Source organism: Synechococcus sp. A15-62, from assembly GCF_014280075.1.
Lineage (GTDB): Bacteria > Cyanobacteriota > Cyanobacteriia > PCC-6307 > Cyanobiaceae > Parasynechococcus.
Map to the genome: position 1 here is coordinate 1 of NZ_CP047950.1, position 15,428 is coordinate 15,428.

Annotated in this window: 12 protein-coding genes; 9 read left to right on the top strand and 3 right to left on the bottom strand. The window is 60.6% G+C overall.

What is annotated here, in order from left to right:
- Window positions 1-173: 173 nt before the first annotated feature.
- The 4 genes from dnaN (at window position 174) to purF (ending at window position 5,954) form a co-directional block, all read left to right on the top strand.
- Entirely contained in the window at window positions 174-1,331 is a 1,158-nt protein-coding gene (dnaN, locus tag SynA1562_RS00005; RefSeq protein ID WP_186494178.1) for a DNA polymerase III subunit beta, read from the top strand.
- Between the two features lies 1 nt (window position 1,332).
- The gene (locus tag SynA1562_RS00010; RefSeq protein WP_186494179.1) at window positions 1,333-2,088 is read left to right on the top strand and encodes an RNA methyltransferase; all 756 of its coding nucleotides are present in this window, start codon (window positions 1,333-1,335) and stop codon (window positions 2,086-2,088) included.
- Window positions 2,089-2,128: 40 nt separating this feature from the next.
- Window positions 2,129-4,435 (top strand): phosphoribosylformylglycinamidine synthase subunit PurL, encoded by a 2,307-nt coding sequence (gene purL / locus SynA1562_RS00015; protein WP_186494180.1) that lies wholly within the window; start codon window positions 2,129-2,131, stop codon window positions 4,433-4,435.
- A 61-nt stretch (window positions 4,436-4,496) separates the two neighbouring features.
- Entirely contained in the window at window positions 4,497-5,954 is a 1,458-nt protein-coding gene (purF, locus tag SynA1562_RS00020; RefSeq protein ID WP_186494181.1) for an amidophosphoribosyltransferase, read from the top strand.
- A gap of 7 nt (window positions 5,955-5,961) precedes the next feature.
- Here the strand turns inward: purF and SynA1562_RS00025 are convergent, their stop codons facing one another.
- From SynA1562_RS00025 to queG, 3 genes are read right to left on the bottom strand one after another with little or no spacing between them, the layout of a single operon-like run.
- A complete protein-coding gene (locus SynA1562_RS00025; protein ID WP_186494182.1) occupies window positions 5,962-8,430 on the bottom strand; it encodes a DNA topoisomerase (ATP-hydrolyzing) subunit A in 2,469 nt (822 codons plus the stop codon).
- Window positions 8,431-8,475: 45 nt separating this feature from the next.
- Window positions 8,476-9,357, bottom strand: coding sequence for a tetratricopeptide repeat protein (locus SynA1562_RS00030; protein ID WP_186494183.1), 882 nt, complete (start codon window positions 9,355-9,357; stop codon window positions 8,476-8,478).
- A gap of 19 nt (window positions 9,358-9,376) precedes the next feature.
- On the bottom strand, window positions 9,377-10,342 hold the full coding sequence (queG, locus tag SynA1562_RS00035) for a tRNA epoxyqueuosine(34) reductase QueG (protein ID WP_186494184.1): 966 nt from the start codon (window positions 10,340-10,342) through the stop codon (window positions 9,377-9,379).
- 36 nt (window positions 10,343-10,378) lie between these two features.
- Between queG and SynA1562_RS00040 the strand changes: the two genes are divergently transcribed.
- Genes SynA1562_RS00040 through SynA1562_RS00060 form a run of 5 tightly spaced genes read left to right on the top strand, consistent with a single transcriptional unit; the run spans window position 10,379 to window position 15,400 of the window.
- The gene (locus tag SynA1562_RS00040) at window positions 10,379-11,026 is read left to right on the top strand and encodes an HpsJ family protein (protein WP_186494185.1); all 648 of its coding nucleotides are present in this window, start codon (window positions 10,379-10,381) and stop codon (window positions 11,024-11,026) included.
- 50 nt (window positions 11,027-11,076) lie between these two features.
- Entirely contained in the window at window positions 11,077-11,811 is a 735-nt protein-coding gene (locus tag SynA1562_RS00045) for a DUF502 domain-containing protein (RefSeq protein WP_006849770.1), read from the top strand.
- Window positions 11,812-11,814: 3 nt separating this feature from the next.
- On the top strand, window positions 11,815-12,450 hold the full coding sequence (gene nusB, locus SynA1562_RS00050) for a transcription antitermination factor NusB (protein ID WP_186494186.1): 636 nt from the start codon (window positions 11,815-11,817) through the stop codon (window positions 12,448-12,450).
- The gene (ftsY, locus tag SynA1562_RS00055; RefSeq protein ID WP_186494187.1) at window positions 12,450-13,952 is read left to right on the top strand and encodes a signal recognition particle-docking protein FtsY; all 1,503 of its coding nucleotides are present in this window, start codon (window positions 12,450-12,452) and stop codon (window positions 13,950-13,952) included. Before nusB ends, ftsY begins: the two co-directional genes overlap by 1 nt.
- A gap of 35 nt (window positions 13,953-13,987) precedes the next feature.
- On the top strand, window positions 13,988-15,400 hold the full coding sequence (locus SynA1562_RS00060; RefSeq protein ID WP_186494188.1) for a PP2C family protein-serine/threonine phosphatase: 1,413 nt from the start codon (window positions 13,988-13,990) through the stop codon (window positions 15,398-15,400).
- Window positions 15,401-15,428: the final 28 nt, after the last annotated feature.

The window sequence follows — 15,428 nt, forward strand, 5'->3', positions numbered from 1 at the left end:
TTTGAGCTTTTTCCCCCTTTTCCCCAGGCCCTACGACGGCTGTTTTTGTTTTTTATTTTTTAAATCCATAAGAACTAAACAGCCGGACAAAGGCTCCCAAAGCATTGGCCATTGCACTTCCCCTCAGCCTGTGAAACCGTGGGACACCTCAGCGCGCTCAGGGCTTCAGGACGATGAAGGTGGTCTGTTCACAGTCCGAACTGAATGGCGCTCTGCAGTTGGTGAGCCGTGCGGTCGCAACACGCCCCACCCATCCGGTTCTGGCCAATGTGTTGCTGACCGCCGATGCCGGCAGCAATCGCCTCAGCCTTACCGGTTTTGACCTGAGCCTGGGAATTCAGACATCTCTCGCCGCCAGTGTGGAAACCAGCGGTGCCATCACACTTCCGGCCCGGCTGCTGGGAGAGATCGTGTCCCGTTTATCCAGCGATTCTCCAGTCACCCTTGCCGTTGATGATTCCGGTGAGCAGGTTCAGCTCACCAGCCTCAGCGGCAGTTATCAGATGCGCGGCATGAGCGCTGACGACTATCCCGATCTTCCGATGGTGGAGAGCGGCATGACGCTCAAGCTGCAACCGGAACGGTTGGTGCAGGCGCTCAAGGGCACCCTGTTTGCCAGCAGTGCTGATGAAGCGAAGCAACTGCTCACAGGCGTGCATCTCAAGTTCAACCAGCGGGCTCTGGAAGCGGCTGCCACCGACGGTCACCGCCTTGCTGTACTCAATGTTGATGATGCCCTGCAGGATGAGGCCGTCACCGATGCCGTGGATGACGAGGGTTTCGCGGTGACACTCCCATCGCGCTCGCTGCGGGAGGTGGAGCGGCTGATGGCGTCCTGGCGCTCCGATGAACCGGTCAGTTTGTTCTGTGATCGCGGCCAGGTGGTGTTTCTTGCGGCCGACCAGATGGTCACCAGCCGCACCTTGGAAGGCACCTATCCCAATTACGGCCAGCTGATCCCTGACGGCTTCACCCGCACCTTCGGAATGGACCGTCGTGCCTTGATCGCTGCTTTGGAGCGCATTGCTGTGCTGGCTGATCAACACAACAACGTTGTGAAGTTCAGCAGTCGGCCTGAGGACGGTGTTGTTCAGATCAGTGCCGATGCGCAGGATGTGGGCAGTGGTTCCGAATCGCTTCCCGCCACCTTGGAGGGTGACGCCATGCAGATTGCCTTCAACGTTCGCTATTTGCTGGATGGCCTCAAAGCCATGGGCACTGATCGGATTGTTCTGCACTGCAATGCCCCCACCACGCCAGCCGTGCTCCGTTCCGATGACGCGTCCGAAGCCTTCACCTATCTGGTGATGCCCGTTCAGATCCGTTCCTGATGTGTCGCTACCGGATCAGCTGCTTCTGAGTGATCTTCTGAGTCACACGGTCCGTTGTGATCTGGGCCTTGATCACGGGCCAGGGGTCATGGCTTGGATGCATCCGCCGGTGCATCGTCTGCTCGGTTGGGTCAGTCGCCCATCGGCCCTGCGCATGTCACGTGATGTGTGGCGTTTGAACCAGTGTTGTGGTTTGAGCGATCAACAGGTGTTCGTGCGTGGCGAACCGGCGGTCACCGATCAGGTGACCTTGGAGCGCTTGCCGACGCTGATGGATGCAGCCCTGCTCGACCGTGACGGAGAGCGGATTGGCAGCGTTGTGGACCTTGATTTTCGACCTGCTGATGGCGCGATTCTTCACTACTTGATCGCCCGCAGCGATCCGCGTTTACCGGGAAGTTCCCGATGGCGTTTGGCTCCCGATCGCATCCTTGATCAACAACCGGGTCAGATCCAAACCGGCCTGATGGGATTGGATGATCTGCCGATGGCCCGCGCCAGCGTTCGTCAGGATCTGCTCCAACGCACCCAACATTGGCGGGACCAGTTGCGGTCAATGGGTGACCGTGCAACCGATCGTCTGGAGGGTTGGTTGGACGACTCGCCCATCGATGAGCTGCGATCGGAAAGCGTGCGCTCTACAGCCGACTACGACGACGAACCAGAGGACGTGTCCGGACCAGAGGTCTGGGACGACGAAAGCTGGGACGACACCTCCTCCCGACGCCGTCGCGAGGAGGAAGACCCCTGGGTCTGACGGGCGGTCGGCAACACTGGGGGGAGGTGCTCCGCGATTCGTGGTTTCCTCCCCTGCGTACGACATAGCTGCCGCCCTGAAGCAGGAAGGGCTCAAGCCCAGTGACTGGGATGAGATCTGTCGGCGGCTCGGCCGCGAGCCGAATCGAGCCGAACTGGGCATGTTCGGCGTGATGTGGTCCGAACACTGCTGTTACCGCAATTCCCGGCCGTTGCTGAGTGGCTTCCCCACGGAGGGTCCACGCATCCTGGTGGGCCCCGGTGAAAACGCTGGCGTGGTCGATCTCGGAGGGGGCCATCGGTTGGCCTTCAAGATCGAAAGCCACAACCACCCCTCCGCCGTTGAACCCTTTCAGGGGGCGGCCACAGGGGTGGGCGGCATCCTGCGCGACATCTTCACGATGGGAGCCCGTCCGATCGCGCTGCTGAATGCCCTGCGCTTCGGTCCCCTTGAGGATCCCGCCAACGTTGGCCTGATGGAAGGTGTTGTGGCGGGCATTGCCCATTACGGCAACTGCGTTGGGGTGCCGACGGTGGGTGGCGAGGTGGCTTTTGATCCCTCCTATTCCGGCAATCCGCTGGTGAATGCCATGGCCCTCGGGTTGATGGAGACCGAGGAGATCGTCAAATCAGGCGCGATCGGCATCGGCAATCCTGTGGTGTATGTGGGCAGCACCACCGGTCGGGACGGCATGGGGGGAGCCAGCTTTGCCAGCGCTGAGCTCAGTGCTGATTCCCTGGATGACCGACCCGCCGTTCAAGTTGGTGATCCGTTTCTGGAGAAAGGGCTGATCGAAGCCTGTCTTGAGGCGTTCGCCAGTGGTGATGTGGTGGCCGCTCAGGACATGGGCGCCGCTGGTCTCACCTGCAGCTGCTCGGAAATGGCTGCGAAAGGGGGCCTTGGGGTGGAACTGGACCTGGACCGTGTTCCGGCCCGTGAAACCGGTATGACGGCCTACGAGTTCCTGTTGTCGGAATCCCAGGAACGGATGTTGTTCGTGGTGAAGGCCGGCCGGGAGGACGCATTGATGCAGCGGTTCCGTCGCTGGGGCTTGCAGGCGGCGGTTGTGGGCAAGGTGCTCCAGGAACCGATTGTGCGGGTGTTGCATCACGGTGCTGTCGCCGCTGAGGTGCCGGCCACGGCTCTTGCCGATGACACGCCGATTGAAAAACATGCCCTCTTGCAGGAGCCCCCGGCAGATCTTCAGGCGCTCTGGGGTTGGACCGAGCAGGAGCTTCCGGAGCTGAGCGATGCCGCGGCAGCCCTGCTGCAGCTTCTGGATGACCCCACCATTGCGAGCAAGCAGTGGGTGCACCGTCAGTACGACCAGCAGGTGCTGGCCAACACGGTCGTCTCGTCCGGTGCCGCTGATGCCGCTGTGGTGCGTCTGAGACCCCAGCAGGGTGATGGATCCATGGCAGCATCCAATCGTGGTGTTGCCGCCACGGTGGACTGCCCCAACCGTTGGGTTGCCCTGGATCCCGAACGCGGCGCTCAGGCGGCCGTCGCCGAAGCAGCACGCAACCTGAGTTGTGTGGGGGCGGAGCCCCTGGCGGTGACCGACAACCTCAATTTCCCCTCACCGGAAACACCCAAGGGGTTCTGGCAGTTGGCCATGGCCTGCCGCGGGATCTCCGATGCCTGCCGCACCCTCAACACCCCCGTCACCGGCGGCAATGTCTCGCTCTACAACGAGACCAAACAGGACGACGGCACGATGCAACCGATCCACCCCACGCCGGTGATCGGCATGGTTGGTGGGGTGGATGACATCAGCCGTGTGACTGGCTTGGCCTGGCAACAGCCCGGCGATGCAATCTTCCTCATCGGTGTTCCGCCGGAGGATGGTGCTGATCCCAGCCTTGGTTTGGCGGGCAGTGCCTATCAGCAGCAGACCCTTGGCTCCTTGGCCGGACGACCGCCCAAGCCCGATCTTGCCGTTGAAGCAGCAGTGGGGAGTCTGGTGCGCGAGGCCATTGGCCAAGGTCTGTTGGCCTCCGCCCACGACTGCAGTGATGGCGGCCTCGCGGTGGCGTTGGCTGAATCCTGCATCGCTTCTGATCTGGGCATCAGCGTGACGTTGTCCACAGGTTCGGCACGCCTGGAGCGGGTGCTGTTCGCCGAAGGCGGCAGCCGGGTGATTGTGTCGGTGAAGGCCGCATCTCTCTCTGAATGGGAGCAGTTGATCGGATTCAATCCAGCGCTCTGCGTCACCCAACTGGGCAGCGTGACCGAGGAGGCTCGATTGGTGATCCGATCGGAATCAGCTGTTCATCTCGATCTTGAGGTGGAACGCTGTGCTGCTGTTTTCCGTGGTGCGTTGCCCCGACGAATGCATTCGGAGTGATTGAGTCAGGCGTTGCCTGACGGTCGTTTCTCTTCCTTATCTCTCTGACTTCGGATTCATCATGTGCGGCATTATCGGAATGTTCTGTGTTGACTCAGTCAACCAACAGATCTACGACAATCTGCTTCTGCTTCAGCACCGTGGTCAGGACTCGGCAGGGATTGTCACGATGGACAATCACACCTTCCACGTGCACAAACAAAGGGGACGTGTGCGTGAAGCCTTTCGCACACGAGACATGCGAAAGCTGCTGGGCAATGCCGGGATCGGTCACGTTCGTTATGCCACCCGTGGTGCTGCTGCATCAGAAGAGGAAGTTCAGCCGTTCTATGTGAATGCCCCCTATGGCATCACTTTTGTTCACAACGGCAATCTCACCAACACCCATCAGCTTGAGCAGGATCTGTTCAAGATTGATCGTCGTCATACCAATTCGACCAGTGATACGGAGATGCTGGTCAATGTGTTGGCCACGGAGATTCAATCTCAGCTCACAGGTCGTGATCTGACACCGGATCAGTTGTTTAATGCGGTGGCATCACTGCATCACCGCGTTCAGGGTTCCTACGCAGCGATCGCTTTGATTGCGGGCCACGGAATGCTGGCGTTTCGGGATCCCTACGGAATTCGGCCTTTGATTCTCGGCAGGCGTCTTTCTGAACAGGGCCGAGAGGAGTGGATTGTCGCCAGTGAATCGCTGGTGATTGAAAACAGCGGCTACGAGATCGTTCGTGATGTTGACCCTGGAGAAGCGGTGTTTATTGACGTTGATTCGAACTTGCACCAGCGTCAGTGTGCGGACTCTCCACGATTGATTCCCTGCGCATTTGAATACGTGTATTTGGCGCGGCCGGATTCTGTCATGAACGGCATTTCGGTGTATGAGTCCCGGCTGCGCATGGGTGATCGCCTGGCTCAAACCATTGCCGAAACGTTGCCTGCTGGTGATATCGATGTTGTGATGCCGATTCCTGATTCAGCAAGGCCTTCGGCAATGCAGGTGGCCAAGCAATTGGGTCTCGATTATCGCGAAGGCTTTTACAAAAACCGCTATGTCGGTCGAACCTTCATCATGCCCGGTCAAGCTGAACGCAAGAAATCAGTTCGGCAAAAACTCAACGCTCTCGGTACTGAATTTGCCGGAAAGAATGTTTTGATTGTGGACGATTCGATTGTTCGTGGCACAACGTCCCGCGAGATTGTTCAGATGGCACGCTGCGCTGGTGCCAACAAGGTGACGTTCACGTCGGCCGCTCCACCGGTTCGCTATCCCAATGTGTATGGGATCAACATGCCAACCCGGGCAGAACTGCTGGCCCACGGCCGAACCAGTGATGAGATTTCAGATGTTCTCGGGGCCGATCATGTTGTCTACCAGACCGTTGAGAATCTACTGGAAAGCATTGTTGAGAACACCGAGATCAAGGACCTTGAGATGTCTTGTTTTGATGGCCACTATGTGACCGGGGGAATTGACGAAGATTATTTCCAATGGCTGGAGCAGAATTGCAGCTCCTGATCGCGGCTCAGGGATTCGGTTGAATGGCGTTGATCACTTCAATGATGGTTTCTCCGCTCTGAAGAGACGTTTTCTCCATCAGTTTGTCTCCAGGTTTTGAGATGGTGATGTTGTCCGGATTCAAGCGTCCGTGACGGTCCTTGCTGGTGCGCACTCCGACAAGACCTGGTCCAGCGCTGACTCCCACAAGGCGATCTGATTCCGCATCAACCTGCACCGCCATGCTGCCGAGATCGCCCCGCTGGTTGTAGCGCACGCCTGAACAATCGATGCGGCCGATCATTCCCCGCTGGCTGAACAGCATCAGTGGTGCCTGTTCCGTGCAGACGGCTCCGACCATCTGTTCTCCGGGGAGCAATCGCATGGTCATGGGTCCTTGCGCCAATCGACCCATCAGTGGCAGGGATTTTTCGTTGATGCGCAGCCGCAGCAGGCGACCGATGTCGCTGATCAGCACCAGTGTTCCCTGGTCGCGGCAGATCACCGCGTTGTTGAGCTCAACGCCTTCTTTCAACTTGAGAACGCTGGTGGCCCGACCGGAAAGGTCCACCACTTCACTGAGGGGGAGGCGCTTAAAGCGTCCATCGCTGCTGAGCAAGCCGAGACTCAAAGCATCGATGTTTTGGCTGGGCAGGGACAGCAGCGAAACGATGGGGTCGCCGTCCAGACCTGTGGGCAGGAAACGGTCAATTGGGCCGGGTTGCTGGCCGGCAAATTCCCAGCGCACCTGGGCGATGCGTCCCCCCGCGCTCACCGCCAGCAGTCGCGGTGGTGGTTCGATGGGCAGGATTACCCGTGCCGGAGATGGTGCATCACCAACGGGGCAAGGATCATTGAGGTGCAGCCGGCCCAGCACCTGGGGGGTGACGATCTTCACTTGTCCATCGGCCTGGATCAGTACCCGACCATCTCCGGGCAGTGCAGCCAGGGCCTGCTGACGCAGCAATTCCGTGTTCGGGCGTTGGCTGGCCGCTCGTTCGGCCATTAGGGCATCACCGCCTTCCACCAAGCGTGTTCGCCGCGGGGTGCTGAAGCGTTTTTTCAATGCCTTGAGCTCTGTCACCATCGCGTCCAGCAGCTGATCCCGGTTGTCCAGAAGCAACTTGAGGCGTTGACGTTCCGCCCGCAGCTCATCCAATTCCTGGCGCAGGCTTTCCTGTTCGAGTCCGGTCAGACGCCTCAGGGGCATGGCCAACACCGCATCCGCCTGCCGTTCGCTGAGATCGAGGCGCACCATCAGGCTGGCGCGGGCTGAGGCGGCGTCATTCGCCTCCTGGATCATGGCGATCACGGCTTGAAGGCTGTTCAGGGCTGTGATCAGCCCTTCCACTACCTCAAGCCGGTCTTCGGTCTTGCGCAGGGCATGACTGGTGCGCCGGATCAGGGTCAGTTCCCTGAAATCAAGGAAGGTCTGCAGCAGTTGGCGCAGCGACAGCTGCTGGGGTTGTCCATCCACCAGGGCCAGCAGAATGGCTCCAAAGTTGCTCTGCAGCGCTGTTCGACGCTGCAGATCCTTCAGCACCTTCTCCGGATCCGCATCGCGGCGCAGCTCCACCACCACGCGCATACCTTCGCGGTCGCTCTCGTCGCGGATGTCAGCGATTCCCCCGATTTTTCCGTCGTTGACGGATTCGGCCAGTTTTTCAATCCAGCCGGCCTTGCTGAGCTGATACGGCAGTTCCGTGACGATCACGGCGTTGCGTTTGTGACGTCCCTTGCCCGGTTGCACCTCTTCGGTATGGGCCACACCGCGCATCGGGATGCTGCCGCGTCCATGCAAGTAGGTGTCCCGCAGGCCTGAGCTGATCAGCACTTCGCCTCCCGTGGGGAAGTCGGGTCCCGGGATCAGCTCCAGCAGTTTCTCGTCACTCAGCTCCGGCTTGCGGATCAGGGCGATCAGGCCATCCACTACCTCCCCCAGATTGTGCGGGGGAATGCTGGTGGCCATGCCAACGGCGATGCCTGAGCAGCCGTTCAGCAGCAGGAAGGGAAGTTGGGCGGGAAGAACGGTGGGTTCCTGCTGGGACCCATCGAAGTTCGGTGCGAAATCAACCGTGTCTTCACCGATCTCCTCAAGCATCGCCTGGTGGGAGATCGGTGCCAGGCGGGTTTCGGTGTACCGCATAGCAGCCGGTGGGTCGTCATCCACCGAGCCGAAATTGCCATGCCCGTCGAGCAGTGGGTGACGGCTGGAGAAGCTCTGAACAAGCCGCACCAAGGCGTCGTAGACGGCCTGATCCCCGTGGGGGTGATATTTGCCGAGGACGTCACCAACAACCCTTGCGCATTTCCGATAAGGACGGTCTGGGGTGAGCCCCAGTTCCTGCATGGCGTAAAGAATCCGCCGTTGGACAGGTTTGAGGCCATCGCGGGCATCGGGCAACGCCCGACCCACGATCACGCTCATCGCGTATTCGAGGTAGGAGCGCTGCATCTCCTGATGCAGGGCGATCGGTTGAACGCGCTCCTCAGCCATTCGGTCTGTCGCTCTCCGACCGGAAGGCGCTCAGCCTACAGATGATCACTGGCTTTTCTTCCACGTTGCGTTGGCTTGGGCTCGTTCCACGCTGTTGGTGAGCTGCGGCTCGCTCAGCAATTGTGCCGTCGCCTCACGGATGCGCACCCCCCAAAGCTGTTCCGCTTGATGCAGGGGCAGGACGTAGTTGGGATTCTTGGCCAACGCTGTGGAGGCGAGCTGGATCGCCTCGCTCTGCTCACCCCGTTGATGCAGAGCTGCGGCCAGGGCAAGCATCGGTTCTGCGTTGTTCTCCAGCTTCAACACGCGGCGCCAACGCCGCACAGCTTGCTGACGCTGGCCCATCTCATAAAGCACCAGGGCTTGGTTGTTCAGGGCTTCCCAGAACTCCGGCTTCAGAGCGGTGGCTCTTTCGAATGATTTCAGGGCCAGAGGGAGTTTGCCCTGCATGATCCTGGCGTTGCCGAGGTCGAAATAGGCCGGAGCGTTGTCCGGATCCAATTGAAGTCCGCGGGTGATCAAGGGAACGGCATCGTCCGGTCGTTCGGCCCGCAGGGCGATGGCTGCTTCGGCGAACCACAGGCCGGCCTTTTCGGGATTCAGCTGCTTGGCGCGGGCCAGAGACCGGCTTGCATCCTCGAGGTTGTTGTTGCGGAGTTGAGCCTCCGCCAGGATCGACCAGAACCGTTCGTCATTGGGGTTGAGCCGCACCGCCAGCGCTGCGAGTCGTGCAGCGTCCTTGGCTTGCCCCAGCTGAAGCAGCTGTGCAGCGGTCCGTCCGATGCCGATCGACGAGCCCTTGAGCTCCTCTTCTGTGGGCAGGTAGACGTAGGGGATCAGGGCGTTGGCTGATGGGGCACTGAACCAACCCCCCAGAACGACCAGTGCAGTCGCCAGCGTTCGACGCAAGCCAATTCGACGCAGCACTGGAGCGAGGGTGGAGTCGCTAAAGCGTAGGTGTGGGATCCGGTTGTGCTGCAGCGGCGTTGCGTCGCCACATCCAGGGTTTGATCCGGCGCAATGCCGACCCCCGCAGGTTTTGGTCCCAGACGCTGTCATCCCAGGTCTGAATCTCCTCCTTGTGCAAATTCAGCAGCCATGGGCGCGGCTGCATGTCGGGATCGTTGCTCTGGGGCAAGCTTCGATGGTTCCAGGGGCAGACGTCCTGGCAGATGTCACACCCCGCCACCCACGGTCCAAGGGCGGCGCGAATGTTCTCCGGTAGCTCCTCCTCACGATTTTCGATCGTGTGAAAGGCCAGGCATCGCCTTGCATCCACCACAAAAGGCTCGTGAATTGCCTCCGTGGGGCAGGCATCGATGCAGGCGCTGCAGCGTCCACAGAGGCTGCGGGCTGGTGGGTCGGCGTCCAAGGGCTCTGTGGTCAGCAGATGGCCGATCACCATCCACGAGCCCCGTTCGGGATGAATCAGATTGCTGTGCTTGCCGATCCAGCCCAGGCCGGCTTCCTCAGCCCAGGCCTTGTCCAGTAACGGTGTGGCGTCAACACAGGCGCGCCAGCCACAGTCGGGCCGTTGTTCCGACAGCCAGCGACCGATCCGTCGCAGCCGTTGATCCACAACCCTGTGATAGTCCCGTCCCCAGCCGTAGCGGGCGACCTTGAGGGAGCCGGGGGAGGGTTGGGCGTCGACGTAATAGTTCAGGCCAACGGCGAGCACGCTGTTGGCTCCTTCCAAGAGAAGCCTGGGGTCTCGTCGTCGGGGGGCGGCCATCCAGGCCATGTCGGCTTGATGGCCATGGTCCAACCAGCGCTGCAACGCTTTGGTGCGCAGCTGCAGCCGTGGACTTCCCGGGATTCTGGCAATGCCAACGGGATTGAACCCTTCCTCAGCGGCGCGGCGCTTCAGAGCCTGGCTCAACAGCGTTTGTTGATCGGTGACATGCCCTTGCATCGACCTTATGGTTGGGCGCTTATCAGCATCTTCTCTGTGACCGGCACTGAGACAGGACGCCTCGCTCCATTGCTGCGATGGCTTGGCTTGACCCTCGTGGTGATCCTCATCCTGCAGATGCTGGCTGTTCTTGTCGGTGTCGACTGGAGTGCGGATGCTCCTCGCCCGCAGATCACCGGACCGCTGGTGGCCCTGGCTCCCTTGGGATTTGCCGGTTTGTTGATCTGTTTGATCGGATCACGGCTCCATCATCCCCATCAGCAGCGCACTCCTTTGCGTCTGCTGATCGCAGTTCTTTCAGCGCTTTTAGCCCTCGGCATGGTGATTGCCGTGCCCATGTCCCTGGATGGGGGTGCGGGCGACGTGGCCCGCCAGCGCAACCTGGAACAGGGCCGCGAGGCGCTGAAGGATGCCCGAGCCTTCCGCGCCGATGCAGCCCAGGTCACCTCCTTGGGTGAGCAGTTGGCCCAGGCCGGTCAACTCGCTGCCGATGCCACCGAGGACGACAAGCTGCGGGCTGCCGAAAAGATGGTGGACGATCAGATTGCCCAGATGGAGGCCCAACTCAAGACCGTTGAGGCCGGTCAGGCGCGGGAATCCCAGCAGCGGTTCATTGGTGGAACCATCACGGCGGTGGTTCTTGCGATTGCGTTTGTACTGCTCGCCTTCACGGCAGTGCTCTGACCGCTGGTTAGGTTGGTCTGACTTCACTCAAAGCTGGGCGCAGTAGCTCCTTGGTCCAGTCCAATCCCAGACCTGATCTGCCGCTTTCCGCAAGGCTTCGGCAGGATCTGAAAAACGACCTGATCGCAGGGTTGCTGGTGGTTATTCCATTGGCAACCACCATTTGGCTTTCAACGATCGTCAGTCGCTTTGTTCTGGCGTTCCTGACCTCGATTCCGAAGCAGTTCAATCCGTTCATCACCCTGAACCCACTGCTTCAGGATCTGATCAATCTGGCTCTCGGTCTCACGGTGCCTCTGATGGGCATCCTTCTGATCGGTCTGATGGCCCGCAACATTGTGGGTCGCTGGCTGTTGGAGTTCGGTGAAGGCACCTTGAGCCGGATTCCCCTGGCTGGCTCGGTCTACAAGACGCTGAAGCAGCTGCTGGAGACCTTTTTCCGCGACAACTCCTCGCGCTTCCGTCGTGTTGTTCTCGTTGAGTACCCCAGGGAGGGGTTGTTCAGCGTTGGTTTTGTCACCGGGGAGGTGGGTCCTTCTCTTCAATCCGATCTGAAGGAGCCCCTGTTGAGCGTCTTCATTCCCACTGCTCCGAATCCCACCACCGGTTGGTACACCCTTGTTCCAGCGGGATCCGTCCGAGAGCTTGAGATCAGCGTTGAAGAAGCCTTCCGAACGATCATTTCGGCCGGCATCGTCAACCCTGATGATCGTGAAGCTCCTGTGAACCGGAGTTTCTCCAGCCTCATGGCCCAATTACGGGCTTCTGCATCTCCCTCCAGCTGAGTCATGGCGACACGATCCCTTACACGCGAGCTGGCCTTGCTGGTTCTTGGTCAGGTGCCGGAACAGAAGTCAGCCTCAGTTGCTGACCTGGCCCTTGATTCGATCCTGGACCAGGCTCTCGATACCCTCACCCAGCACTGGCGTGAGTCGCTTGATGCCAGTGCTGCAGAGCTCGACCAGGCGCAGCAGTCTTTGTTGGACAGTGAGTTGCAGCAGGGCGAAATCGGAACCCATGACATCGTTCGCACCCACTTGCGCGCCTCCTTGGGTTCCGCTGAACAGGTGCTGAATGGATTGTCCGCCAGTCTTGAGTTGCCTCGGCTGTTGTTGCTTGGCGACCAGGAGCAGATCCGCCGCGGCGCTATGGAGCGGGTTCAAAAGGTGTTGACCCAGCGCGAGGGCATCGATAAACGGCTGGATCAGGTGATGGAGGGCTGGAGACTGACCCGACTGCCTCGGATCGATCGGGACATCCTCCGGTTGGCTGTCGTTGACCTGGAAAGCCTGCGCACTCCGGCTCCGGTGGCATTCAACGAGGCGGTTGAGCTGGCCAACCGCTATAGCGATGAGCAGGGTCGCCGGATGATCAATGGTGTGTTGCGTCGTTTCCACGACGCTCAATCGAAAGCATCGGCCTGATGGTGTTCAACTGGTTCGAACGACAGGCTGAGGAGTCTCCGCAGCCGGAGCCGACGCCCACCCCCGCGCCTACGCCGGAACCGACAGATGCTGGAAAGGAAGCTCCCGTTTCAGCAGCGCCGGAGCCGACTCCAGCTCCAGCAGCCACTGAGGAAGAAGACGAAGCCCTGGTTTGGGCCCGTGAGGCCTATGCCCGTCTGAAGGCTCAACAACAGGCCGCGGCTCCTGTCGTTGAAGCGGCCCCCGAGCCCACCCCTGCGCCAAGTCCAGAACCAGCGCCTACACCTCCACCAACCCCAACCCCAGGACCGGCACCGTTACCAACGCCGTCTCCAGCACCAGCCCCCGGACTGTCGCTGCTGGAGCAGGCCGCGGCTCAGCGTCAGCAGCGTCAGCAGGATCTGGATGAAAGGGCTTTCGAGGCTCCCCCTGCACCCACGCCGGCTCCGACTCCTGCGCCAGTTGTCGACTCAGAAGAGCCGCAGTTGGGGGACTTTGATCAGGATTTCACCTGGTCTGCTGAGGTGCTTGCAGCCCAGGGCCGTCGCGTCGATCAGGTTTCCCTAGAGGAAATCGATTGGTTGGGTCGGCTTCGCCGCGGCCTTGAAAAGACCCGTCAGGGCTTTGTCACCAGCCTTCTGGAGAATCTCGGTGATGACCCGCTGACGCCGGAGGTTCTCGATGATCTGGAAACTCTTCTACTGCGGGCGGATGCTGGAGTTCAGGCCACCGATCAGGTGCTGGATGCCTTGCGTCAGCGGATGAATGAGGAGGTGGTCGACCCCGCGGAAGGGATTCGCTTCCTGAAGGAACAGCTGCGTGGCTTGTTGGATGCGCCGATCCAGGCCAGTGGTGTTCCTCTGCTGGCGCCGGAACGGGATCGCCTCAACATTTGGTTGATGGTGGGGGTGAATGGGGTTGGCAAGACCACCACCCTGGGGAAACTCGCCAACCTTGCTGTTCGCAGCGGCTATTCGGCTCTGATCGCGGCCGCAGATACCTTCCGGGCTGCAGCCGTGCAGCAGGTTGAGGTCTGGGGAGAGCGCAGTGATGTTCCGGTGGTCTCCAACCCCAGCAGCAATGCCGACCCCGCTGCCGTTGTCTTCGATGCGATTGGCGCCGCCCGCTCGCGCAAGTCTGATCTGCTGTTGGTGGACACCGCTGGACGCTTGCAGACCAAGCACAACCTGATGGAGGAACTCCAAAAAGTCAGGAAGATCATCGACCGTTTGGCGCCGGAGGCGAAGGTCGAATCCTTGCTGGTTCTTGATGCAAGCCAGGGTCAGAACGGGCTTCGCCAGGCCATGGCTTTTGCCCAGGCGGCCGGCCTCACCGGCGTTGTGATCACCAAACTCGACGGCACAGCCCGTGGCGGTGTTGCTCTGGCGGTGTCGTCTGAGGCGGGATTGCCGATTCGTTTCATCGGCGCTGGCGAAGGAATCCGCGATCTGCGCCCCTTCAACAGTTTTGAATTCGTTGAGGCTCTGCTGGCTGGACGCTGAAGCGTTGCTACCTTGCGGACCCTGGGGGTGCGAGGTTGAGCAGCAAGCCGCCCGGACGTCACCCCAGCGCTGCGCAGCGGACCGGGAACCCCTCGCCCGAGGCGATGGCTTCGTTGCGTCAGCTGTTTGACAGCCTCAGCAGTGAACAGCGCCGCAATCAGGATCTGTTGGTCTCCCTGGGGTTTGCTCTCCGCAGCTTCACCAACCTCCAGCGTTTTCTTGAGCTTGTGCCCGTCGTGGCCTCGCGTCTGGTGGGTGTTGAGGGGGCTTTGCTTGTTCCGTTTCAGTCGGATGGTCGCCTCTGGCGTGATCAGTTGCAGGGGAGTCCAGCTGAGCTGTCCCAGGATCTTCTGCAGCGCTTAGCGGCCTTTGAACCGGGATCTGCCGTTGGTTTCGGCAGCGACGATCAGCAGTTGCTGGCCCTCGACCGTCTGGTGCAACGCTGCTTGCCCAAAGCTGCTTTGTTCGCCACGTCTGTGACGGCCCGTGGTCGGACGCGGGGCCGCCTTTACGTCTACGCCCGCAACGGCGGGTTGGTCTGGACCGAGGTGCACCGTCGGCACGTTCAGTTGGTGGCGGATCTTGCTGGTGTTGCGATCGAAAACGATCAGATGCTGCAGGATGCCCGTCGGCATGAGCGGGTGGATCGACAACTCAGCATCGGCGCGGAGATTCAGGCCCAGTTGTTGCCGGACCGTTGCCCCGTGATCGAGGGCGTTGACCTGGCCGCGCGCTGCCGGCCCGCTTTTCAGGTGGGCGGTGACTACTACGACTTCATTCCCACCCGTCCGGAACTCATCGGCCGACGCCGTGAGCGGGGTCGCTGGGCCCTGGTGATGGGCGATGTCATGGGCAAGGGCGTGCCCGCCGGTCTGCTGATGACGATGCTGCGCGGGATGCTGCGCGCAGAGGTTCTTAGCGGTCTGCCACCGGATCGGATTCTTCACGACCTCAACCAGCTGGCGCAGGAAGACCTGGCGCAGTCGCACCGGTTCGTGACGCTGTTTTATTCCGACCTGGATCCGCGCACGTTGCGGTTGCGTTATGCCAATGCGGCCCACAACCCGCCCCTGCTTTGGCGCGCCGAGCGACGGGTGATCATGCGGCTCGACGCCGCTGGGCTCCTGATCGGTCTGCAACCTGAGGCTGAGTTCGCTCTTGGTGAGGTTCGCCTCGAACCGGGAGACGTGTTGCTCTACTACACCGATGGTGTGACTGAAGCACCGGGGATCACGGGCGATCGTTTCGACGAGGCGCGGCTGATTCGTGCTCTTGAAACGGCCTGTCGCAGTGGTCAGGGGGCGCAGGGAATTCTGGAAAGCCTGTTTGAACGCTTGGACCGTTTTGTTGGTCCGGATCGTCAGTTGGAGGATGACGCGTCGCTTGTGGTGCTGAAAGTTCCGGAGGCCGTCACGTTGCCGAGTGTGCAGGGACGGTCAATCGCCTGACAAGCTGAGGAAATCGACGGATGACTTG

What these genes read in the sequence shown, in the direction of transcription:
- dnaN (WP_186494178.1), top strand. Translation starts at nt 174, where the DNA reads ATGAAGGTGGTCTGTTCACAGTCCGAACTGAATGGCGCTCTGCAGTTG.
- purF (WP_186494181.1), top strand. Translation starts at nt 4,497, where the DNA reads ATGTGCGGCATTATCGGAATGTTCTGTGTTGACTCAGTCAACCAACAG.
- SynA1562_RS00025 (WP_186494182.1), bottom strand. Translation starts at nt 8,430, where the DNA reads ATGGCTGAGGAGCGCGTTCAACCGATCGCCCTGCATCAGGAGATGCAG.
- queG (WP_186494184.1), bottom strand. Translation starts at nt 10,342, where the DNA reads ATGCAAGGGCATGTCACCGATCAACAAACGCTGTTGAGCCAGGCTCTG.
- nusB (WP_186494186.1), top strand. Translation starts at nt 11,815, where the DNA reads ATGGCGACACGATCCCTTACACGCGAGCTGGCCTTGCTGGTTCTTGGT.
- ftsY (WP_186494187.1), top strand. Translation starts at nt 12,450, where the DNA reads ATGGTGTTCAACTGGTTCGAACGACAGGCTGAGGAGTCTCCGCAGCCG.